General features: G+C 58.2%; 24 protein-coding genes and 2 tRNA genes. 11 read left to right on the forward strand and 15 right to left on the reverse strand.

The annotated features are described in order from the left end of the window. Position 1: 1 nt before the first annotated feature. Both B9Z40_RS13035 and B9Z40_RS13040 read left to right on the forward strand, forming a co-directional pair. On the forward strand, positions 2-1246 hold the full coding sequence (locus tag B9Z40_RS13035) for a DegT/DnrJ/EryC1/StrS aminotransferase family protein (protein WP_100173775.1): 1245 nt from the start codon (positions 2-4) through the stop codon (positions 1244-1246). Beyond that, positions 1243-3201, forward strand: a complete 1959-nt coding sequence (locus tag B9Z40_RS13040; protein WP_100173776.1) for a nucleoside-diphosphate sugar epimerase/dehydratase — start codon at positions 1243-1245, stop codon at positions 3199-3201. The genes B9Z40_RS13035 and B9Z40_RS13040 overlap by 4 nt, the downstream gene beginning before the upstream one ends. Here the strand turns inward: B9Z40_RS13040 and purT are convergent. Continuing rightward, on the reverse strand, positions 3185-4321 hold the full coding sequence (purT, locus tag B9Z40_RS13045; protein ID WP_100173777.1) for a formate-dependent phosphoribosylglycinamide formyltransferase: 1137 nt from the start codon (positions 4319-4321) through the stop codon (positions 3185-3187). The genes B9Z40_RS13040 and purT overlap by 17 nt on opposite strands. 129 nt (positions 4322-4450) lie before the next feature. On the opposite strand from purT, the gene B9Z40_RS13050 reads away from it, so the two are divergent. The 3 genes from B9Z40_RS13050 to B9Z40_RS13060 are packed head-to-tail and all read left to right on the forward strand — an operon-like array spanning position 4451 to position 7592. Then, positions 4451-5665 carry an efflux RND transporter periplasmic adaptor subunit gene (locus B9Z40_RS13050; protein WP_158238098.1) on the forward strand — a complete coding sequence of 405 codons (1215 nt, stop codon included), beginning with the start codon at positions 4451-4453 and terminating at the stop codon, positions 5663-5665. Positions 5666-5677: 12 nt separating this feature from the next. After that, the gene (locus tag B9Z40_RS13055) at positions 5678-6910 is read left to right on the forward strand and encodes an FtsX-like permease family protein (RefSeq protein ID WP_100173779.1); all 1233 of its coding nucleotides are present in this window, start codon (positions 5678-5680) and stop codon (positions 6908-6910) included. Further along, entirely contained in the window at positions 6903-7592 is a 690-nt protein-coding gene (locus tag B9Z40_RS13060; RefSeq protein ID WP_100173780.1) for an ABC transporter ATP-binding protein, read from the forward strand. The genes B9Z40_RS13055 and B9Z40_RS13060 overlap by 8 nt, the downstream gene beginning before the upstream one ends. Here the strand turns inward: B9Z40_RS13060 and B9Z40_RS13065 are convergent. Further along, positions 7589-8587 (reverse strand): adenosine kinase, encoded by a 999-nt coding sequence (locus B9Z40_RS13065; protein WP_100173781.1) that lies wholly within the window; start codon positions 8585-8587, stop codon positions 7589-7591. The two genes, B9Z40_RS13060 and B9Z40_RS13065, sit on opposite strands and share 4 nt — an antisense overlap. Positions 8588-8629: 42 nt before the next feature. Continuing rightward, positions 8630-9301: a DNA repair protein RadC gene (gene radC, locus B9Z40_RS13070; protein WP_100173782.1), complete on the reverse strand. Its 672-nt coding sequence runs from the start codon at positions 9299-9301 to the stop codon at positions 8630-8632. Positions 9302-9430: 129 nt separating this feature from the next. Here radC and B9Z40_RS13075 point away from each other — a divergent pair, with 129 nt between their 5' ends. The 4 genes from B9Z40_RS13075 to B9Z40_RS13090 all read left to right on the forward strand — a co-directional run bounded on the left by B9Z40_RS13075 (position 9431) and on the right by B9Z40_RS13090 (position 12363). Next, on the forward strand, positions 9431-9874 hold the full coding sequence (locus B9Z40_RS13075; protein ID WP_100173783.1) for a peptidylprolyl isomerase: 444 nt from the start codon (positions 9431-9433) through the stop codon (positions 9872-9874). Next, positions 9874-10803: a 4-hydroxy-3-methylbut-2-enyl diphosphate reductase gene (gene ispH / locus B9Z40_RS13080; protein WP_100173784.1), complete on the forward strand. Its 930-nt coding sequence runs from the start codon at positions 9874-9876 to the stop codon at positions 10801-10803. The genes B9Z40_RS13075 and ispH overlap by 1 nt, the downstream gene beginning before the upstream one ends. Before the next feature lie 112 nt (positions 10804-10915). Continuing rightward, positions 10916-12223, forward strand: a complete 1308-nt coding sequence (serS, locus tag B9Z40_RS13085; protein WP_100173785.1) for a serine--tRNA ligase — start codon at positions 10916-10918, stop codon at positions 12221-12223. A 50-nt stretch (positions 12224-12273) separates the two neighbouring features. Then, positions 12274-12363, forward strand: a tRNA-Ser gene (locus B9Z40_RS13090). A gap of 121 nt (positions 12364-12484) precedes the next feature. Here B9Z40_RS13090 and B9Z40_RS13095 read toward each other — a convergent pair. After that, positions 12485-13024 (reverse strand): hypothetical protein, encoded by a 540-nt coding sequence (locus B9Z40_RS13095; RefSeq protein WP_143473987.1) that lies wholly within the window; start codon positions 13022-13024, stop codon positions 12485-12487. Between the two features lie 35 nt (positions 13025-13059). Between B9Z40_RS13095 and B9Z40_RS17235 the strand changes: the two genes are divergently transcribed. Next, positions 13060-13227, forward strand: coding sequence for a hypothetical protein (locus B9Z40_RS17235; protein WP_158238099.1), 168 nt, complete (start codon positions 13060-13062; stop codon positions 13225-13227). Between the two features lie 35 nt (positions 13228-13262). Here the strand turns inward: B9Z40_RS17235 and B9Z40_RS13100 are convergent, their stop codons facing one another. The 6 genes from B9Z40_RS13100 to B9Z40_RS13125 form a co-directional block, all read right to left on the reverse strand. Next, positions 13263-13820 carry a nuclear transport factor 2 family protein gene (locus B9Z40_RS13100; RefSeq protein WP_100173787.1) on the reverse strand — a complete coding sequence of 186 codons (558 nt, stop codon included), beginning with the start codon at positions 13818-13820 and terminating at the stop codon, positions 13263-13265. Between the two features lie 8 nt (positions 13821-13828). Next, positions 13829-14431 (reverse strand): response regulator transcription factor, encoded by a 603-nt coding sequence (locus tag B9Z40_RS13105; RefSeq protein ID WP_100173788.1) that lies wholly within the window; start codon positions 14429-14431, stop codon positions 13829-13831. 86 nt (positions 14432-14517) lie between these two features. Continuing rightward, positions 14518-15834 carry a tryptophan--tRNA ligase gene (locus B9Z40_RS13110; RefSeq protein ID WP_100173789.1) on the reverse strand — a complete coding sequence of 439 codons (1317 nt, stop codon included), beginning with the start codon at positions 15832-15834 and terminating at the stop codon, positions 14518-14520. Between the two features lie 41 nt (positions 15835-15875). Continuing rightward, positions 15876-16538 carry a site-2 protease family protein gene (locus B9Z40_RS13115; protein WP_100173790.1) on the reverse strand — a complete coding sequence of 221 codons (663 nt, stop codon included), beginning with the start codon at positions 16536-16538 and terminating at the stop codon, positions 15876-15878. Between the two features lie 12 nt (positions 16539-16550). After that, positions 16551-17174, reverse strand: coding sequence for an L-threonylcarbamoyladenylate synthase (locus B9Z40_RS13120; RefSeq protein WP_100173791.1), 624 nt, complete (start codon positions 17172-17174; stop codon positions 16551-16553). Between the two features lie 39 nt (positions 17175-17213). Next, positions 17214-18059 (reverse strand): 3',5'-nucleoside bisphosphate phosphatase, encoded by an 846-nt coding sequence (locus B9Z40_RS13125; RefSeq protein WP_100173792.1) that lies wholly within the window; start codon positions 18057-18059, stop codon positions 17214-17216. Between the two features lie 160 nt (positions 18060-18219). Here B9Z40_RS13125 and B9Z40_RS13130 point away from each other — a divergent pair, with 160 nt between their 5' ends. Next, the gene (locus B9Z40_RS13130; protein ID WP_100173793.1) at positions 18220-18468 is read left to right on the forward strand and encodes a YfhL family 4Fe-4S dicluster ferredoxin; all 249 of its coding nucleotides are present in this window, start codon (positions 18220-18222) and stop codon (positions 18466-18468) included. A gap of 13 nt (positions 18469-18481) precedes the next feature. On the opposite strand, the gene pth is transcribed toward B9Z40_RS13130, so the two are convergent. The 5 genes from pth to ispE form a co-directional block, all read right to left on the reverse strand. Then, entirely contained in the window at positions 18482-19117 is a 636-nt protein-coding gene (pth, locus tag B9Z40_RS13135; protein WP_100173794.1) for an aminoacyl-tRNA hydrolase, read from the reverse strand. Positions 19118-19237: 120 nt separating this feature from the next. Then, positions 19238-19864 carry a 50S ribosomal protein L25/general stress protein Ctc gene (locus tag B9Z40_RS13140; RefSeq protein WP_100173795.1) on the reverse strand — a complete coding sequence of 209 codons (627 nt, stop codon included), beginning with the start codon at positions 19862-19864 and terminating at the stop codon, positions 19238-19240. A gap of 98 nt (positions 19865-19962) precedes the next feature. Next, positions 19963-20931 (reverse strand): ribose-phosphate pyrophosphokinase, encoded by a 969-nt coding sequence (locus tag B9Z40_RS13145; RefSeq protein WP_199172565.1) that lies wholly within the window; start codon positions 20929-20931, stop codon positions 19963-19965. 41 nt (positions 20932-20972) lie between these two features. Next, positions 20973-21049: transfer RNA gene (locus B9Z40_RS13150), tRNA-Gln, on the reverse strand. Positions 21050-21083: 34 nt separating this feature from the next. Further along, positions 21084-21929 carry a 4-(cytidine 5'-diphospho)-2-C-methyl-D-erythritol kinase gene (gene ispE, locus B9Z40_RS13155; RefSeq protein WP_100173796.1) on the reverse strand — a complete coding sequence of 282 codons (846 nt, stop codon included), beginning with the start codon at positions 21927-21929 and terminating at the stop codon, positions 21084-21086. Positions 21930-21946 lie beyond the last annotated feature (17 nt).

Consider the following 21946-nt stretch of genomic DNA (forward strand, 5'->3'; position numbering starts at 1 on the left):
CATGCTGAACACCCATTTTTCACCTTGGCCCAGTTTCACACCCGAAGAGGCCGATGCGGTGCACCGGGTCCTGCTTTCCAACCAAGTGAACTATTGGACAGGCACTGAAACCCGTGCATTTGAAAAAGAGTTTGCCGCATGGTGCGGGACGGCCCATGCAGTTGCGCTGGCCAATGGCACGTTGGCGCTCGATGTGGCACTGAAGGCCTTGGGCGTAGGCCTGGGTGATGAGGTGGTGGTGACGCCCCGCACGTTCATCGCATCCATTTCGTGTGTGGTGAATGCAGGGGCCATTCCAGTTTTCGCCGATGTCGAGGCCGACAGCGGGAACATGTCGGCACGCACCATTAAGGCGGTTTTGACGCCACGAACCAAGGCGGTGGTGTGTGTGCATCTGGCAGGTTGGCCTTGCGACATGGACCCCATCATGGCGCTGGCTGAAAAACATGGATTGAAGGTGATCGAGGACTGCGCCCAAGCACATGGTGCGCGTTACAAAGGGCGGCCTGTCGGCAGCATCGGCCATGTGGGGGCTTGGAGTTTTTGCCAAGACAAAATCATGACCACCGGTGGCGAGGGCGGCATGGTGACCACCAACGACGCGGACTTGTGGCAGGCCATGTGGTCGTACAAAGACCACGGGAAGAGCTACGAGGCCGTGTACGAGCGCCAGCACCCCCCAGGTTTCAGGTGGTTGCATGAGGGCTTTGGCACCAATTGGCGCATGTTGGAGATGCAGGCCGTGATTGGGCGCATTCAGCTGCGGCGCATGGCCGACTGGTCCGATGCCCGCAGACGCCATGCACAGGCCATTGGGGCGGCTTGCGCCGAGTTTGCCGCCTTGCGGGTGCCACAGCTGCGCTGCGCCAGTTGCTCGGGTGGGTGTACTTTGGCGGACGCGGCTTGCGAGCATGCGCATTACAAATGTTATGCCTATGTCCAGCCTGAGTATTTGGCGTCTGGTTGGACGCGAGACCGGATCATCGGGGCCATCATGGCCGAGGGCGTGCCTTGTTACCAAGGGTCTTGTTCCGAGGTGTATTTGGAAAAAGCGTTCAATGAAACCGGGTGGCGGCCAGCGGTTCGCTTGCCTGTGGCCAAGGCATTGGGTGAAACGTCGATCATGTTTTTGGTGCACCCCACCCTGACGCAGGATGAAATCCAGAAAACGTGCCAAGTGATTCGCCAAGTCATGGCACAGGCTTGCCATGGAACCGAAGGACGCAGTCCGCTGTTTTCCACATGAACATTTCTTTGTTGACGGATTACCTCCTGAAGTTATCAAGGCCAGTGAAGCGTTCATTGGCATTGGGTGCAGACGCCTTTGTTTGCGGCATCACGGTGTGGATGGCCTTTAATTTGCGCCTCGAGTCTTGGACGGCTTGGTCTCCGGCGCATTTCACCGCATTTGTGGGCGCCGTGGCATTCGCTTTGCCCTTGTTCATTGTGTTCGGTCTCTACCGCGCTATTTTTCGTTATTCAGGCTTGCCGGCCATGATGACCGTGGTGAAGGCAGTGTTCATTTATGCGGCCATTTATGGTTTCGCTTTCACCGTGGTCAGTGTGCCAGGGGTGCCGCGATCGGTGGGCATCATCCAGCCGCTGTTGCTCTTGGTCGGTGTCTCATTGTCTCGGGCGTTTGTCCGTTATTGGTTGGGGGGCATTTACCAAAGCCTGGTGGGGAACGAGCAATTGCCCCGCGTGCTCATTTACGGTGCGGGTTCAGCTGGGCGGCAATTGGCGGCAGCCCTGAAGACCAGCCCAGAGATGGTGGTGGTGGGGTTTTTGGACGACGATGACCGTTTGCACGGACAAGTGCTCAATGGTTTGAAAATTCACAACCCATCTGGCATGTTGGAGCTGGTGGCCAAGTTGAGGGTCACACAGGTATTTTTGGCCATACCGTCTGCGACCCGTACGCGCCGCAATGAAATTTTGGAGCTGGTGCGGGCTGCCCATGTGCAAGTTCGCACCTTGCCGGGCGTCTTGGCCTTGGTCCAAGGTGAGGTGCAGGTGTCTGACCTGAAGGAGTTGGACATTGAAGACTTGCTGGGCCGTGATCCCGTGCCACCCAACCCCTTGCTGCTGGCCAAAAATATCAGGCACAAAGTGGTAATGGTGACCGGAGCCGGGGGCTCTATTGGCTCAGAACTTTGCCGTCAGATTGTGGCGGCTGGCCCCTCTGTGTTGTTGTTGGTGGAGATGACCGAATTTGCGCTCTATGCCATCGAGCATGAGTTGCAAAGTTTGGTTTTGAAAGGTGCGCATCCAGAAGTGCGGGTGGTGTCCATGCTGGCGAATGTTCGTGATGCTGCGCGCATGGATGAAATTTTGCGAACTTGGAAACCCGACACCCTGTACCACGCTGCCGCATACAAGCATGTGCCTTTGGTCGAGCACAACCCGGCCGAGGGTGTGATGAACAATGTGTTGGGCACACTGAACACCGCTCAGTTGGCGGTCACCCATGGGGTCGCCGACTTTGTCTTGATCAGTACAGACAAGGCCGTGCGCCCCACCAATGTGATGGGCGCGAGCAAGCGTTTGGCCGAGATGGTGTTGCAAGCGCAGGCTGCATGGGTGCGAGAGCAGGGTGGCCGAACCCGTTTCAGCATGGTGCGTTTTGGCAATGTGCTCGGGTCTTCGGGTTCGGTGGTGCCGCTGTTTCGCCAACAGATCAAAGATGGCGGCCCCATCACCCTGACGGACGAGCGAATCACCCGTTACTTCATGACCATTCCTGAGGCCGCTCAGCTGGTGATTCAGGCCGGTGCCATGGCCAGTGGCGGCGATGTGTTTGTGCTGGACATGGGCGAGCCCGTCAAGATCATCGATTTGGCCAAGCGCATGGTGGAGCTTTCGGGTCTGGCTTTGAAGGACGCAGGCAACCCAAGCGGCGACATTGCAATTGCCGTGACGGGTTTGCGACCCGGAGAAAAGCTTTATGAAGAGCTTTTGATCGGTGACAACGCTTTGCCTACCGGTCATCCACGCATCATGAAAGCCCACGAAGACTTCTTACTTTGGGAGGCGCTTCAGGCCAAATTGGCAGATTTGGGCACGGCACTGGATGCCAACCAGGTCCTGATGATTCAGTCATCCTTGAAAGAATTGGTGCCAGGCTACCAACCCAATGGCGAGGTGGTGGATTGGGTGTGGTTGGAGCGTGCCAGGGCAGACGGTTTCAAACCACCACTTTGATCTTGCCCGCAGCATCCCGAGCACGTTGCAGCGCGCCTGGGCCTTTGGCCAGCGCCACGGCCATGCGGCGGTAAGGCCGCGTGGTGGGCTTTCCAAAGATTCGCACATCCACGCCCGACTCGCTGAGCGCCGCTTCCACGCCCGTGTAGGTGGGGGCGCTGCCTTCCTTGTCGGCCAGCACCACGGCGCTGGCGCCTTCCACGCATTCAATGTTCGGGATCGGCAGGCCCAAAATGGCGCGGGCGTGCAGGTCGAACTCGCTCAGGTTTTGGCTGATCAGCGTGACCATGCCCGTGTCGTGCGGACGGGGGCTCAGCTCGCTGAAAATCACCTCGTCCTTGGTCACAAAAAACTCCACACCAAACAGGCCGGCACCACCCAAATCGGTGGTGACTTTTTCGGCCATGTCTTGCGCAGCCTTCACTTGCTCGGGCGTCATGCCTTGGGGTTGCCAGCTGTATTGGTAGTCGCCGCGTTCTTGCACATGGCCAATGGGTGGACAAAACAGCGTGGGACCTTTGCGCTGGCGCACGGTGAGCAGGGTGATTTCAAATTCAAAGTGGATGAACTCTTCGGCAATGACTTTCTGCCGATCGCCGCGCATGCCGGCACAGGCAAAGTCCCAGCTGGCTTGGATGTCGGCCGCCGTCTTGGCCACGCTCTGGCCTTTGCCCGACGAGCTCATGACCGGCTTGATCACAACCGGGAAACCAATTTCGGTGGCACGCGCCAGCAGCTCGGCGGCCGAATCGGCGTAGCTGAACTTCGCGGTGCGTACACCCAGGCCCACGGCCACATCGCGGATGCGGTCGCGGTTCATGGTCAGGTTGGCGGCGCGGGCGCTGGGGATGACTTCAAAGCCTTGCTTCTCCACATCCAGCAACACTTCGGTGCGGATGGCTTCGATCTCAGGCACGATCAAATCGGGTTGGTATTTGGCAATCGCTTCGCGCAGCGGTGCTTCATCCAGCATGCTGAAGACGCAAAACTCGTCGGCCACTTGCATGGCTGGCGCACCTGCGTAGCTGTCGCAGGCGATGACGTGGCAGCCCAGGCGCTTGGCGCTGATGACGAATTCTTTGCCGAGCTCACCGGAGCCGAGGAGGAGGATTTTTTTCATGGTGATAAGAAGGTTACAGATAACACACAAGCCTCATTGTTGCTCAGTTGCCTGACGCACAGCCTGCACATGGACCGATCTTGATCTGGATCATGGGCGTGAACCGTATCGATCACCAGAATGGGTCGTATGAATGCTGTTTGGATCTGGATTCGCCAACATGGCGGCCAATTGGTGTCGAGCTTGCTGGCTATTCTGGTTGGCATGGTTTTACTGCGCTGGTGGATGGGCCCGCAGGTGCAGACCGAGGCCGTGCAGCGCCGTGATTTGCTGCAAACCGTTGTGGCCAGTGGCCGCGTAGAGACACCGCACCGAGTGAACATTGGCGCGCAAATCACCGGCACCGTGGCGCGTGTTCCTGTGAGCGAAGGGCAAGTCGTGAAGGCGGGCGATGTATTGATTGAGTTGGTCAGCACAGAGCTGCTGTCTGCCCAGCGTCAGGCCCAGCAGGCCGTGGTGCAGGCGCAGAATCGGCTGCGGCAAATAAATGAGTTGCAGGGGCCTGTGGTGCAGCAGACGCTGCGCCAGGCGCAGGCCAGTCTGGACACGGCGCAGGCCAGTTCGCAACGCAATGGCACGTTGTTTGACCAAGGCTTCATCGGTCAGGCGGCGCTGGACGAGTCACGCAAGGCTTTGGCCCTGGCCGACGCGCAAGTGCTGGCCGCACAACAACAAGTGGCCTCGACCCAGGCTGGCGGCGCTGAGCACAGCCTGGCCGTGGGTGCTGTTGCCGAGGCACAGGCCAACGCCGAAATGGTCAGCGCTAAGGTCCGCTATGCAGTGATCAAGGCACCCGTGAATGGGCAGCTCATAGGCCGAAGCGTGGAGGTGGGCGATGTGGTCCAGGCGGGTAAGGTTTTGATGACTTTGTCGCCTGAAGGAACCATGCAATTGGTGGTTCAGATCGATGAAAAAAACCTGCGCCTGATCGCGCTCGAGCAACAGGCATTGGCATCAGCCGATGCTTACCCGCAGAAAAAATTCAAGGCCCAAGTTGGCTACATCAATCCCAGCATCAATGCCCAGACCGGCGCGGTAGAAATCAAGCTGAATGTGCTGGAGCCACAGCTGACACTCAAACAGGACATGACTGTGTCGGTGGATTTGGCAGTGGCACGCAAATCACACGTTTTGGCGCTGCAGGTGGGGCGTGTCAACGACATCAATGGGGCATCACCTTGGGTGTGGCTGCTGCAGGTTGGCCATGCTGTGCGTCGCCCAGTGCAGCTGGGTTTGCGGGGTGGCGCATGGGTTGAGGTGCTGGAGGGCCTGAGCGAGGGCGATGCCGTGATCGCCTTGCCCAGTGCTTTGAGCGAAGGCCAACGCGTGCGAACGCAGTTTTGAGCGGGTTGCAGCATGTTCAAGCCCTGGGTACCCTTTGAATGGATCGTGGCGATCCGTTTTTTGCGTGAAGGCCGGATGCAGACGGTGTTCATTTTGGTCGGCGTGGCCATTGGGGTGGGCGTGATCGTGTTTATGTCTGCGCTGCTGGCGGGCTTGCAGGGTAACTTCATTGCGCGGGTTTTGTCGGGTCAAGCGCACATCCAGCTTTTGCCCCCCAAAGAGGTCACGCGTACATTGCACCTCGAAACCCCTGACGAGATAGAAGCCGCCATCGTGCAGCCGCCTTTGCAAAGACTCAAGTCGATTGACCAATGGCAATCCTTGCTGACCACTGTGCGCGACATGGCCGATGTGACCGTGGTCTCTCCCGTGGTCGGCGGCTCTGCGCTGGCGGTGCGCGGCAGTGCCAGCCGGGCGATCAGCCTGACGGGGGTGGAGCCCGAGGGGTATTTCCAGATCGTTAAGCTGCCCGAGAAAATCGTGCGCGGCACCCCGAGACTGACGGGACAGGACATGCTGATCGGCACCGATCTGTCCAGCGACTTGGGCGTGGATGTGGGCGACAAGCTGCGTGTGGCCAATGCGGCGGGACTGGCCACCACCTTGACCATCAGCGGCGTGTTTGACCTAGGCAATAAGGGGGCCAACCAGCGCAGCACCTTTGTGGCGCTGCGCACCGCTCAAAGCCTGCTGGGCTTGCTGGGTGGGGTGACCAGCATTGAAGTGACGGTGCGCGATGTGTACGCGGCCGAAGTCATTGCTCAACGCATTCAGGCTGCCACCGGAGTGCAGGCCGACAGCTGGATCAAGACCGGGGCACAGTTTTTTGCGGCCGTGAGTGCGCAAAGTACCGCCAACACGGCCATCCGGTTTTTTGTGGGTCTGTCGGTGGCCTTTGGTATTGCCAGCGTGCTGGTGGTGTCGGTGGTGCAAAAGTCGCGCGAGATTGGGATCATGCGGGCCATGGGCATTTCACGTGGGCAGGTGCTGCGGGTGTTTTTGTTGCAAGGCGGCTTGCTGGGGTGGGGGGGCGCGGTGCTGGGCTGCGTGGTGGGCGCTTTGGGCTTGGTGCTGTGGCAAAAGCTGACCCTGAATGCCGATGGCACGACGCTGTTTCCGCTGGTGCTCGAGCCGACCTTGTTTGTGCTGGCACTGGGTTTGGCTACGCTCACGGGCCTGGCAGCGGCTTACGCACCGGCCTTGCGGGCAGCACGTCTGGACCCGGTGGAGGCCATCCATGGCTAGCGCGGATGTGGTGGTGCACTTGCAAAGCGTGCGCAAGGCCTTCAACGTGGGCACCGGTATCGAGACCGAGGTGCTGCACGGCATTGACCTGACGCTGTACCGGGGCGACTTTTGTGCGGTGATGGGGCCGTCGGGCTCGGGCAAGAGCACCTTGCTCAACATCATCGGTTTGCTAGACCGACCCACCTCGGGCTTGCTGCAAATGGCTGGCGAAGAAACCACGTTGTTGGCCGACCAAGCTCTGACGCGCTTGCGCGGGCACCACATTGGCTTTGTGTTCCAGTACCACCACCTGATCTCGGCCTTTACAGCCCTCGAGAACGTGATGATGCCTCTGCTGGGCGCTGTGGGGTTCCCGAATCATGCCATGCGTGAGCGGGCCGAAGCCCTGCTGGAGAGCGTGGGCCTCACGCCCTGGAAAAACAACATGGCCAACAACATGAGCGGCGGGCAGCAGCAGCGTGTGTCTTTGGCCCGGGCCTTGGCCATGAACCCGGGTTTACTGCTGGCCGATGAACCTACCGGCAACTTGGACACCAAAAGTGCAGATGCCGTTTTTGCGTTGCTGCGCCGCATCAACCAAGAGCAGGGCACCACGGTGCTGCTGGTCACACACAATCCCGAGCTGGGCAGGCGCTGCGACAAGACCATCCATGTGGTGGATGGCCTGATCCAGATTTAGGCTTTTGCAGCTTCTGCGGCTATGCCTTGGAGCTGGGCGGCTGTCAAGCGATTGCCGTGCTGGCTGACCACAGCTGCGGCTGTTCGGTTGGCCAGTGCAGCGGCTTGCGCGGGTGTGTGGCCGTGCGTCATGCCATACAGAAAAGTGCCGGCAAACATGTCGCCTGCGCCGTTGGTGTCCACCGCTTGGGTGGGCACGGCGGGCACTTCGGTGCGCTGGCTGCCTTGTACGACGATGCAACCTTGTGGGCCCCGCGTCAGGCACACGGTTTTGGCCAAAGCCGACAACTGGCCAATGATGGTGTCCAGGTCGGTGCTGCCGCACCAGGTTTGCGCTTCTTCTTCGTTGGCAAACAGATAGTCCAGGCCGTCGCCGATCATGGCTTCCAGGCCTTCGCGGCAGAAGTTGATCATGCTGACATCGCTGAGCGTCAGCGCTGTGGCCACTTTGTGCTGAATGGCGATTTGGCGGCCTTGGACGGCGGCTTCCAAGCCTGTGGGTGAGGCGGCCAAGTAGCCTTCCATGTAATAAATTTGGGACTTGGCGATGTCTTGCGGGTGCAGGGCGCTCGCGTCCAGCTGCGAGGTGGCACCCAAAAATGTGCACATGCTGCGCTCAGCGTCGGGAGTGACCAACACCATGCAGCTGCCGGTTTGGCCTTCGCTGGCTTGGGTGTGCGTGAGGTTGGTGGACACGCCGTTGGCCAGCAAGTCTTGTGTGTAGAACGCACCGAGTTCATCGTCCGCAACCCTGCAAGAATAAAACGCTTTGCCGCCCAATTGGGCCAAGGCCAACACCGTGTTGCCTGCCGAACCGCCGCCCGTGCGCCGGGCGAGCAGACCTTGCACATGGGTCAGCAGTTCCGCGCGTTGGGGTGTGTCGATCAGCGTCATGTGGCGCTTGCTCACGCCCATGGTGTGCAGCAAGGCATCTGAGACTTCGTATTCGGTATCGACCAAGGCGTTGCCGATGGCGTAGAGGTGGTGGTGGGACATGGAAGTCAAGGTGTTGGGATAAACCCATGAGTTTACCGATCCTCACATCAGGCCTGCTTCGGCCATCGACAGGGCTTGTCCTTGTCCGACGATGATGTGGTCGAGCACGCGCACATCGACCAGCGCCAGGGAGGCTTTTAATGTTTGAGTCAGGTGCTCATCGGCCCGGCTGGGCTGCACCGAGCCGCTGGGGTGGTTGTGCGACAGCACCACTGCGGCGGCCTGGTGGTGCAGGGCGCGCATGACCACTTCGCGGGGGTAAACGCTGGTCTGGCTCAGCGTGCCCCGAAACAGTTCTTCCATGGCCAGCATGCGGTTTTGGCTGTCCAGAAACAGCACCGCAAAGACTTCGTGGTTTTTGTGAGCCAGTTGCAGCTGCAAATACTGTTTGACGGCACCCGGCGTTTGAAATGCCTCGCGCTCTTTCAGGCGCTGGCCCAAGGCCCGGCGGGCCAGCTCGAACACGGCCAGCAGCTCGGCCTGTTTGGCCGGCCCCAGGCCCTTGACCAATTTGAGCGACTGCGCCGTGGCCTGCAGCAAGCCTGCAATGCCATCAGGCTCCAGCAGTTCTTCGGACAACTGAAACACATTTTTGCCCGCCATGCCGGTGCGCAACAAGATGGCCAACAGCTCTACATCGCTCAGGGCCTGGGGCCCACGGGCCAGCAGTTTTTCGCGCGGACGCGCATCGACAGGCAAGTCTTTCATGCTCATGCGTTGCCCCTCCCTGGAGCGAGCCCGGTCCTTTTATTCCCTTGGGTGGGGTGGCTTGGCCGAGTTTTTTTACAATAATGGCTTCTTTATGCCCGTTTGGCCGCAATTGCGGCATTCCAGAAAACCCTTATGCCCATTGTCGAAACCGGTTCTTTCTTGACGCTTCACTACCGCCTGGCCGGGCCGCAGGGCGACATCATCAACACCTTCAACGAAAAGCCGGCCACCTTGTCGCTGGGCTCAGGCACTTTGTCGCCTGCGGTGGAGCAGCGTTTGCTGGGCTTGGCCGAAGGCACGCGGGTGGTGATGGAGATTCCGGCTGGTGAGGCTTTTGGTGAGCACATTGCCGACATGCAGCAGTGGGTGGCGCGCAAGCTGCTCAATGAGTTGGGCGATCCGACCGAAAAATATGCAGCGGGCGATGTGGTGCAGTTCCCAACGCCTGACGGGCTGGGCTCTTATGCCGGCACGGTGCTCGAAGTGGGGGAGGGCGGTGCGGTCTTGTTTGACTTCAACCACCCGCTGGCCGGTCAGCCTGTGACCTTTGAAGTTGAACTGATTGGGGTGCTGTGATGACATCTGAAGTCTTTTTGGCCGAACCGCGCGGCTTTTGCGCCGGGGTGGACCGTGCGATCGACATCGTGGAGCATGCGCTGACCAAATTTGGCCGCCCGATTTATGTGCGCCACGAAATCGTGCACAACACCTACGTGGTCAACGACCTGGAAGAAAAAGGCGCGATCTTCATTGAAGAGTTGGCCGATGTGCCGCCTGGTGCCACGCTGATTTTCAGCGCCCACGGCGTGAGCCGGGCCATTCAGGATGAGGCCGAGCGACGCGGTTTCCGCATTTTTGACGCCACCTGCCCCCTGGTGAGCAAGGTGCACGTCGAGTTGGCCAAGCTGCACAAAGAGGGCTATGAGTTCATCATGATCGGCCACAAGGGCCACCCGGAAGTGGAAGGCACCATGGGCCAGCTCGACAGCGGCATCCATTTGGTGGAGGACGTGGCCGATGTGGCCAAAGTCCAACCCTCTCAAACCGACTTGCTGGCGGTGGTCACACAGACCACGCTCAGCGTGGACGATGCGGCCGAGATTGTGGCGGCCGTGAAAGCCCGATTCCCTCAGGTGCGCGAACCCAAACAGCAAGACATTTGTTATGCCACCCAGAACCGCCAAGACGCGGTCAAGCTCATGAGCCCGCTGGTGGACGTGGTGATCGTGGTGGGCAGCCCCACCAGCTCCAACAGCAACCGCTTGCGCGAGCTGGCTGACCGTTTGGGCACGCCTGCTTACATGGTGGACAGCGCTGCCGATTTGCAAGAGTCCTGGTTTGACGGGGCCCAAAAAGTGGGCTTGACGGCCGGTGCCTCAGCCCCGGATGTCTTGGTGCAAGAAGTGATTGCCCGGTTGCGAACGCTGGGTGCCGTGTCGGTGCGCACGCTGGACGGCATTCAGGAAACCATCAAGTTTCCGCTGCCCAAAGGTTTAAAGCACTGATCCTTTGACCCGCTCCCCCATGTGGGAGCGAGCCCCCGCTCGCGAATGCCCACCTGAGCCACGGCGTGCATCCGGTCGTTGGGGCAGCCTCCCACGTCACTACAATCACGCCATGCTTGATATTGTTCTACTCCGCAAAGATCTGGACGCCGCCGTGGCGCGTTTGCAGACCCGTAAAAATCCCCAACCCTTTCTGAATGTGGACGCTTTCCGTGCTTTGGAAGGTGAGCGCAAAACGCTGCAAACCCGCACCGAAGAGTTGCAAAGCCAGCGCAACAGCTTGTCCAAGCAAATTGGTATGCTCAAGGGCAAAGGTCAGCACGCCGAGGCCGATGCGGTCATGGCCCAAGTGGGCGCGATCAAAGAAGAGTTGGATGCTTCGGCTCAGCGCTTGGAGGTGATTCAGGCCGAGCTGCAAACCCTTTTGTTGGCCGTGCCCAATTTGCCGCACGAATCGGTGCCCGTGGGTGAAGACGAACACGGCAACATCGAAGTGCGACGCTGGGGCACGGTGCCCAGCTTTGACTTTGAGGTCAAAGACCATGTGGACATCGGCGAAAAGCTGGGTCTGGACTTTGCCACCGGCACCAAATTGACCGGCTCACGCTTTACCTTCATGCGCGGGCCGATGGCTCGTTTGCACCGTGCTTTGGCGCAGTTCATGCTGGATGTGCAAACCCAAGAGCACGGCTACACCGAGTGCTACACGCCTTACATCGTGAACGGCGACACGCTGCGCGGTACGGGCCAGCTGCCCAAGTTCGAAGCCGATCTCTTTGCCGCCAACAAGGGTGGCCAAGAGGGCGAAGAAAGCCAGGCGCTTTACCTGATACCCACTTCTGAAGTGACGCTGACCAACGTCGTGCGCGACGAAGTGTTGGCCGAGAGCGATTTGCCCATCAAGCTGACGGCGCACACCCCGTGCTTCCGGTCCGAAGCGGGCAGCGGTGGCCGCGACGTCCGTGGCCTGATTCGGCAGCACCAATTTGACAAAGTCGAGATGGTGCAGATCGTGCACCCTGAACAAAGCTACGAAGCGCTCGAAGCCATGACGGGCCATGCAGAAGCCATTTTGCAAAAACTGGGTTTGCCTTACCGTGTGATGAGCCTGTGCACGGGCGACATGGGTTTTGGTGCCAGCAAAACTTATGACTTGGAAGTCTGGGTGCCTGCACAAAACACTTACCGCGAGATCAGCTCGGTATCGAACTGCGAAGCCTTCCAGGCCCGTCGCTTGCAGGCGCGTTTCAAAAACGCACAAGGCAAGAACGAGTTGGTGCACACACTCAATGGTTCGGGTTTGGCGGTGGGCCGTGCGCTGGTGGCGGTGCTCGAGAATTATCAAAACGCCGATGGCTCGGTCACGGTGCCCGAGGTGTTGCGCCCCTACATGGGTGGTGCAGCGCTGCTGAGCGTTTAAGAGGCTGACGCTCTGCTAGAATCTCGCCTTCGACAAGCGAAACCGAATCCGGAGGGGTGGCAGAGTGGTCGAATGTACCTGACTCGAAATCAGGCGTAGTGGCAACACTACCGAGGGTTCGAATCCCTCCTCCTCCGCCATTACAAAGACCTCAAGCCTGCTCAGCAGGCCTTGAGGCGGCCTCAGGCCCCGCACCAAGCGGGGCTTTTTGCTTTGGGCACCTGATTCATGAAACAGAAGAAGGTTCGCCAATCGCCGCTTTTAAAAACTCAGCTGAAAGCTGTTTTCTTGAATGGCAATGCCGTTGAGTCTTTTGCCAACCATGTCGGGCACGGTGTAGACACTGGTGCCATCGAGCAAGGTCAGCAGCGTGGCATTGAGGGTTTGTGTCGCAGCCGCCGGCAATTCTTTCCCATCAGCGGTGCTTAATTTCAAAATATTGACTTTTGAAATTTCAATGTTCCCTGTGTCTTTGTTCCAAACAGGTTGGGTGTCTATGCAAAAGTCACCATTTGTTTTGGGAAACTTGGTGGCCCAAGTGCCACACAATTCAATTTTCTGTCGCGCTTTGCTGAATGTGGTGGATGGCTTATCCAGCGTGATGGTGGCTTTTTCTTTGGGGAATTTTTTGGCCACGGCTGCATCAATCAGCGGTTTGGGGATGCCCAGAGAAAAACCATGGGAAAACCCATGAAACAGCATCAACATCACGATGAGGCCATGTGTTTTTTTTATGAGGCAGTGATGCACAGCGTTTCTCCTGTTAAAAATTTTAAAATGGACTCTGTTGTTATTGTCCACAGATGAGTGGTTTTTTGCATCTTCAGAATCAGTTTATGAAATTTCTCTTCTTGTTTTTGGCCGGGTTTGTGATGACCTGCCTGTCAGGCTGCACATTGCTGGCCATTGCGGACGCTGCGGGATCTGCGGTGGTTTATGGTGTCAAGACCACGGTGAACGTTCTGGACGCGGTCACGCCCGACATCGTGAACAAAAAGAAATAAACCAACAGACGCTTGTGTTGCGCTGGACGGGCGCTTCAGGACTTGCGGTGTTCCGCCAGGTCGTTCCAGACGTCTTGGCGCATGATCAAACCCTCTTGAACGACCATGCGGTCGATGAAACGGATGCCTTGAAAGCCTTGGCCGTCCAGCCAGGCGCCTTGCAAGTGGCCATGGCAAAACACCACCGTGGCATCGCCTTGCCAGCTTTCTTCAAAATGCTCGTATTGCTTGGCAATGCTCTGGTAGCGTTGCTGTGCCCAAGTCGTCATGTCTTGCAGCGAGTGCATCACCACACCGCCCGGAAAGCACATGCGAAAGTCGGGGTGCAAAAACGATTGGGCTTTTTCCAAGTCCCTGTCCTGCATGGCTTGCAGAAACGACTTCACCACCTCAGAAGCCACGGGGTGGGCTGCGCGGCCTTCACTGAACACCTTGCCGTCGCGACGGTAGGTGCTGACCTCATTGACAAAAACCGTGGTGCCCGCTTCGGGCGTGGCGATCACCGAACGCACCGCATTGGCCACGCTATTGACCATGCGGTGTTGGGTCGCCTGGTCGTATCCAGGCAGCAAGGTGATGGATACAACCGGCATATCGGCCGTTAAATGCCCAACCAGCCGTTGGTGCGTGCAAAGTGCAAAGCCTGTGTGCGGCTGTTGACACCCAGTCGGCGGAACAGACGCCAAAAGTGCACTTTGACGGTGTGTTCGCTGATGTCGAGTTTTTCAGCGATTTCGCGGTTGGACAAACCTTGGTCCAACATCAAAATCAGTTGCTTTTGGCGCTTGGAGAGCTTGGTCGGTCCCGCGGGTGCTGCGTCGTCTGAGGCTTCTTCTTCCTCGGTGATCAGCAAGCTGCGCAGCGCGGCGATGATTTGTGTGGGGCTGTTGGACTTTTCGATGAAAGCGTTGGCACCGGCTTCGAGGCAACGGCTTTCAAATTCGCTGGCGCTGGCGCTGGTGACCACGGCCAAGGGGACGTTCGGGAATTTGGCTTTGAGGACCTGAACACCGGACATGCCCAAGGTGTCGGGCAATTGAAGGTCAAGGCAGAAAAGTTCCGGCAAGCCGTTCTTCTCGACTGTCGACTCGACCACATTCAACTTGTGGATCGGAATGATTTTCAGACCAGGTTTGACGCGGTGCACAAGCATCGTCAAAGCATCGCGCATCAGAGGGTGGTCATCAATGACATAGACGGTCATGTTGTTAGGTCTCAATGGAAAACTGAAGGTTTAAGGATACACTTATTTGTTGATTTCTACAATGATAATTGGCAAATCTGCAAAAGTTATTTAATCGTTTTTTGTGAATTAAACAATTTTTCCAAAGCATCTAGGGCCAATTTTTGTTGCTCTGGAGACTGTGGCTCCAGAATCTGCGCCCATTCAGACAGGTCTTGCAGGTTTTCAGCTTGCAGTTGGGCGATGATTTGACCCGCGTCTTTGGGCGAGGCGAACCCCTTACTTTGCAAGAGCACTTGGCCTTGTGCATCGACCAATTTGAAGTAAAACTGCCCGTCTTTTTCGCGGTATTGCTTGAAGCTGGCCGCAGCCGTTTTACTTTCTTTGGCGGCCACGGCAGTGATGCCTGACGACAAGGGGCGCAGGCCCACCGCGTGGCGCACTTCGCGCATGAAGGGCGTGGCCAGTTGGCGGGCTTTCTCGGCACCTGCCAACAAAATGCTGTCCATCTGTGCCGGGTTGTCGATGAGGGCTTGGTAGTGCTCTCGCATCGGTGCGATCTCTCTGTCAATGCGCTCAAACAGCATTTGTTTGGCATCGCCCCAGCCAATGCCTTCGGCATAGGCGCGGGCCATGGCCGCGGTTTCTTCGACACTGGCAAAGGCTTGGTAAATCTGAAACAGGGCTGACCCTTCGGTGGCCTTGGGCTCACCGGGCGCTTTGGAGTCGGTCACGATCCCCGCGATCTGTTTGCGCATCTGCGCGGCCGGGGCAAACAGCGGGATGGTGTTGTCATAGCTTTTGCTCATCTTGCGACCGTCCAAGCCAGGCAAAAGGGACACGGATTCTTCGATCACGGCTTCGGGCAAAACAAAGTGCTCGCCGTACAAATGGTTAAAGCTCGAGGCCATGTCCCGCGCCATTTCGATGTGCTGGATCTGGTCGCGCCCCACGGGGACTTTGTGCGCCTTGAACATCAAAATGTCGGCCCCCATGAGCACCGGGTACATGAACAGGCCGGCTGTCACGTCGCTGTCCGGGTCGTGGCCAGCGGCGTTGTTTTTGTCCACGGCCGCTTTGTAGGCATGGGCCCGGTTGAGCACGCCTTTGCCCGTCACGCAGGTCAAGAACCAGGTGAGTTCAGGAATCTCAGGGATGTCGGACTGGCGGTAGAAGGTGACTTTTTCAGGGTCGAGGCCCGAGGCGATCCAGCTGGCGGCAATCTCGAGTGTGGAGCGCTGGATGCGGGCAGGCTCGTCGCACTTGATGAGCGCGTGATAGTCGGCCAAAAAGTAAAAACCATCGGTTCGGGTGTCCCGGCTGGCTTGTACGGTGGGCCGAATGGCACCCACGTAGTTGCCCAAGTGGGGCGTGCCGGTGGTGGTGATGCCGGTGAGGACGCGGGTGCGGGTCTGGAAGGTCATGAGAAAAGCCAAAAACGAAATTGAAAATCAGCGCAAAAAAATCAGCGGAACAGGGCTGCCAGTGGGCTGAGGGTGAGTTTCAAAAAATCAAAAGTCACGCCCATCAAAGGCTGCATCCACCAGGTGCTGATGATGCCGGTGAGGACCAAGCCCATGACGATGAAAAAGCCCCAAGGCTCGACCTTCGAGAAAAGCACGGCCTGACGCCATGGCAGCAAACCAACCAGAATGCGGCCCCCATCCAGCGGGGGCAGTGGGAACAGGTTGAAGGCGAACATGACCACATTGGTCAGCATGCCGGCCTTGCACATCTCGATGAAAAAACGCTCGGTGATGCCACTGCCCGCCAGCACATAAAACAGCACGCCCCACAGAATGGCTTGCACTAAATTGGACCCAGGTCCTGCCAAGGCCACCCAAATCATGTCGCGTTTAGGGTGGCGCAGACGGTCAAAACGCACCGGCACCGGCTTGGCGTAGCCGAACAAAAATGCACCGCTGGTGCTGAAGTAAAGCAACAAGGGCAACAAGATGGTGCCCATCCAGTCGATGTGTGGCCAGGGGTTGAGCGTGACGCGGCCCATCATGGCGGCGGTGTTGTCTCCCAAGCGCATCGCCGCGTAACCGTGCGCTGCCTCGTGCAAGGTGATGGCAAAGATCACTGGCAATGCATAGATCAGGACGGTTTGAATCAGGTCGGACATGGTGGGATTGTCTCAGAGGCCCAAACGGGCCGGGTCGCCTTGGCCGAGTCGTATGACCTGGAGTTCGTCTCCGCTCATATCGATGATGGTGGTGGGCTCGAGAGAGCAGGCCCCTGCGTCGATCACTGCGCCCACTTGGTGCTCCAAGCGTTCACGGATTTCCTCTGGGTCGTTCAACGGCAGGTCTTCGCCTGGCAGGATCAACGTGGCCGCCAAGAGCGGCGCGCCGTGTAGGGCCAGTAAGGCTTGCAAAACTTGGTGATCGGGCACGCGCAGGCCAATGGTTTTGCGTTGGGGGTGGCTGACGCGGCGTGGAATCTCCTTGGTGGCTTCCAGAATGAAGGTGAACGGACCCGGTGTTGCTTGTTTGAGGGCACGAAACCGCTGGTTGTCCACTTTGACGTAATTGGCCAATTCGCTCAGGTCACGGCAGAGCACCGTCAGGTGGTGTTTTTCGTCCACACCCCGAATGCGACGCAATTGGTCCACTGCGTTTTTATCGTCCAAATGGCACACCAGTGCGTAGCTGGAGTCGGTGGGCACCGCCAGCACACTGCCTTGGTTGAGCAGGTGCACGGCTTGCTTGAGCAACCTCACTTGAGGGTTGTCAGGGTGGACGCTGAAAAATTGGGCCATGGGCAGCTTGCTTTGTTGCGGTCAGCTCTCAAAGCCCATTCATTGGATGCGATCGGTCAGCAGACTCCAAACCGTGGTGAGTTGTCCTGGCAAGTAGGGCAGTGTGCCCAAATCGATGCGGCTTTCTTCAGGGCTGTGAAAGTCGCTGCCGCGCGAGGCGGCCAGATCGAACTCGAGCGCGGTTTCGGCATAACGCACCGCCTCTGGCGAAGAGTGGCTGCCCGTGATGACCTCCACACCGCGCCCGCCGTGGGCCTTGAACTCACTGAACAGCGCGTACTCTTCGTTCGGCGTGAAACCATAGCGGGCGGGGTGAGCGATGACGGCGATGCCGCCTGCATCGGTGATCCATTGCACCGCTTCTTGCAGGCGTGCCCAGCGGTGGGGCACATAGCCCGGTTTGCCTTCGGTCAGGTATTTGCGAAAAACTTCGGAGGTGTCGCTGCACACGCCTGTGTCCACCAGGTGCCGCGCAAAGTGGGTGCGCGAAATCAATTCGGGATTGCCGACATAACGCAGCGCGCCTTCATAGGCGTTCAGAATGCCGACTTGGGCCAAGCCGTCTGACATTTCTTGGGCACGTTCTTCGCGCCCGCCACGGGTGCGGCGCAAACCTGCGATCAAAGCGGCGTTGTCTGCGTCAAAACCCAGCCCGACAATGTGCACCGTTTGGTGGGCAAAGGTGACCGAAATCTCGGTCCCCGTCAGGTAAGGCAGGCCCAAGGCGCGAGCAGCGGCCAAGGCGCGCGCTTGCCCTGACACTTCATCGTGGTCGGTCAGCGCCCAAAGCTCCACGCCATTGGTTTTGGCGCGTTCGGCCAAGGCTTCTGGCGTGAGGGTGCCGTCAGACATGACGGAGTGGCAGTGCAGGTCGGCGTTGATCATGCAAACATTTTAGGCCTTTGCCATGCCTTCAGCGTGGGGTGTGGGCTTATGTTCCGGCAGCTAGCGGTGCCAAGAGAACAGCCTTGCGCACTTCCAGGGTGATGAGGGTGGTCGATAATCTGAACATGACCTTGATGCACCATTTTGCGGAGCCCGACCCATGGCACTGATGATCACCGACGAATGCATCAACTGCGATGTGTGTGAGCCCGAGTGCCCGAATGAGGCGATTTATCTGGGCGAAGAAATTTACGAAATCAACCCGTCCAAATGCACCGAGTGTGTGGGCCATTTTGACGAGCCCCAATGTGTGCAGGTTTGCCCCGTGGCATGTATTCCCGTCAACCCTCAGCATGTCGAAAACCAAGAGTCACTCTGGGCCAAATACCGGCGATTGCAAATCCAGTGAGGCGGATGGACGTTTACTCAGGCAATTGACCCTCGGCAACAGGCGCTTTCGCAGGCCGAGGGGGTTTGGGGCGCGGCGGCTTGCTGGTGTGAATTTGGGCCATGGCTTTTTCCATCTGGCCTGACAACACCAACGGCAAGGCTGCAACCGATCGGTAAATGCTGTCGTCGATGGCCTTGCGGTGCTCCAGCATCGGTTTTTTCAATACCCAGCTGACCACTTCGGCTTTGTCGCCAGGGTGGCCCACGCCAATCCGTAGACGCCAGTAGTCTGCCGTGCCCAGTTGGGCGTGGATGTCACGCAGGCCGTTGTGTCCGGCGTGGCTGCCGCCCAGTTTGAGTTTGGCCTCGCCCGGGACGATGTCCAACTCGTCGTGCGCGACCAAAATTTCTTGCGGCTGAATTTTGAAGAACCGGGCCAGCGCACTGACCGATTTGCCCGACAGGTTCATGAAAGTTTGGGGTTCGAGCAGCCAAACGGTTTGGCCATTCACCGTGGTGCGGGCCAGCAAGCCGTGGTAGCTGCGCTCGGGCACCAATGAGACTTTGAGCTCGCGGGCCACGGCGTCTATCCACCAAAAGCCTGCGTTGTGGCGGGTGTCTTCGTATTCATGGCCGGGATTGCCCAGGCCGACAAGCAGTTTGATCATGGGGCGTGATTATCCTTGTTGCAGGCGGCCCAGCGAGCTTGCGCAGGATCTCCCCAAAACAAAAGGCCCGCTTGCGCGGGCCTTGAAGAGCGAGGCCTTGGACAGGCCTGGGCGAGAAGATTACTTCTTGCCTTTGCCCTTTTTGGCGTCTGCAGGTGCAGCGGCCACTGGGGCTGCCACAACTTCTTCCACCGGAGCCACTGCCGTGACCACAACAGGGTTCTTCTTGCCGTGTGTGACGGCTTTGCAGCCAGCAGGCAAAGTGATGTCGTTCAGGTGCAAAGACACGCCTTTGGTCAAACCGGTCAAGCTCACTGCAATGAACTCGGGCAGGTTGGCGGGCAAGCAAGCGATTTCGAGCTCTGTCACCACATGGTTGACGGTGCACTTGTCGGTCTTGACGGCTTCGGACTCTTCTTCGCCGCTGAAGTGCAATGGCACTTTCATGTGCAAAGTGGTGTTGGCATCGACGCGCTGGAAGTCGATGTGTTGCACCAATTGTTTGTAGGGATGCATCTGGTAGTCACGCAGCAAAACTTTGCTGGACTGACCGTTGAATTCCATGTCCAGAATCGAAGCGTGGAAAGCTTCTTTTTTCAGGGCATGCCACAAAGCGTTGTGGTCCAGTTCGATCAGCTGAGGGGCCGATGTGGAACCGTAAACGATGCCAGGTGTACGACCGGCGTTGCGGAGACGGCGGCTCGCACCCGTGCCCTGCTTGGAGCGCTCAAAAGCGACAAATTTCATACATTTCTCCTTCTAGGGTCCACCGCGACCAGTGAGACCCTGACTCAAAAAAGCCAGCCAGTCCACAAGGACGGCTGGCCACTGTGGCCTTTTCCCGATCAGGACTGATCGGAAAACAGACTCATCACCGACTCGCCGTGCGCAATTCGGTTGATCGTTTCGGCGATCAGCGGTGCGACGGAAAGTTGGCGAATCTTGGAACACGCTGCGGCTTCGACCGACAACGGGATGGTGTTGGTGACCACAACTTCGTCGAGGGCTTCGCCTTTGGCGATGCGGTCGATGGCCGGACCCGAAAAAATCGGGTGTGTGCAGTAGGCATAAACTTTTTTGGCGCCGCGCTCTTTGAGGACTTCGGCGGCTTTGACCAATGTGCCTGCAGTGTCGATCATGTCGTCCATGATCACGCAGTTGCGGCCGTCGATCTCTCCAATGACGTGCATGACTTCGCTCACGTTGGCCTTGGGGCGACGCTTGTCGATGATGGCCAGATCACAACCGAGTTGCTTGGCCAAGGCACGGGCACGCACCACACCCCCCACATCAGGGGAGACAACGATCAAGTCGTCGTATTTTTGCTGGCGCAGATCACCGAGCAGAACTGGGGATGCGTAAATGTTGTCCACCGGGATGTCAAAGAACCCTTGGATTTGGTCGGCGTGCAAGTCCATGGTCAGGACGCTGTCCACACCCACGGCTTGCAGCATGTTGGCCACCACTTTGGCCGAAATCGGCACACGGGTTGAACGTGGGCGGCGGTCTTGGCGGGCATAGCCAAAATAGGGGATCACAGCACTGATGCGTCCGGCTGATGCGCGTTTGAGCGCATCGACCATGATCAGCAGTTCCATCAGGTTTTCGTTGGTCGGGGCGCAGGTGGACTGCACAATGAACACTTCGCGAGCCCGAACGTTTTGCTTGAGCTCTACGGTGACTTCGCCGTCAGAGAAGCGACCTACGTCAACAGCACCGAGCTGAGTGCCCAAGTGCTTGGCGATCTCAGCGGCCAAAACTGGGTTGGCGTTGCCTGTAAACAGAAGGGGGAGTGAGGCAGGCTGCATGTGCATTCCAGCGATCAGTAAAAAGGGCCTGTACGAATGAACGTATTTGGCAGGGGAAGAAGGACTCGAACCTTCGAATGCCGGAATCAAAATCCGGTGCCTTAACCAACTTGGCGACTCCCCTACACGGGTTGACCGCTGAAACAGCGACCGACCGATCAACTTTCGCTGGCTGCCCAACCCTGTAAAGGGTGAACCTCCAAATTGCTGCACTTGCGCACTTGCCAGTGGTCAGGAACCACGATTTGCGGTGTGCTTGGCGTGCAATGTGCGAACACTGCACTGCCAGAACCTGTCATCTTGCCGTTCATGCCCGCCAACTTCAGCGCTTCGAGCGCTTCGGTGATTTCGGGGCATATGGCTTGAGCAACAGGCTGCAGATCATTGTGACCGAAGTCATATGCCTGTGCAGCGAAGACCGAAATTGTAGCAGGCTTTGTGTCGCGTTGAAGGGCCGGATGCTTAAAAATTTGAGCTGTTTCGACCCCGGCGGGGGGTTTGATGACCCAAAAATTCGCGGATGTTAGTTCAATGGGTGTAATTTTTTCACCCACGCCCTCCACCCAGGCATTGCGCCCACGCAAAAAGAACGGGACATCTGCGCCCAGTTGCAAGCCCAGTTTTTCAAGTGTTTCAAGGTTCAGCTTGAGGTTCCAGAGCTGGTTCAGGGCCAGTAAGCAGCTGGCGGCGTCAGAAGAACCGCCACCCATGCCCGCTTGTGCCGGTATTTGTTTGTCCACAGCAATGTGAACACCTTGACTGCAGCCCGTTTGCTGTTGCAGCAGTTTGGCTGCGCGGGTGATCAGGTCATCGGCAGGCAGGGGCACCGTCAAATCTTCGCGGCTGATGGCCCCTCCCGGGCGCTGCTCAAAGTGCAGGGTGTCGCACCAATCGATGAGCATGAACACCGATTGCAGCAGGTGGTAGCCGTCGGGGCGTTGGCCTGTGATGTGCAAAAACAGGTTGAGTTTGGCGGGGGCTGGGACGTCGAACAGCTTTTTCATAGGCAGAAATTATGGTG

It is taken from the genome of Limnohabitans sp. 15K (assembly GCF_002778285.1).
GTDB lineage: Bacteria > Pseudomonadota > Gammaproteobacteria > Burkholderiales > Burkholderiaceae_C > Limnohabitans_A.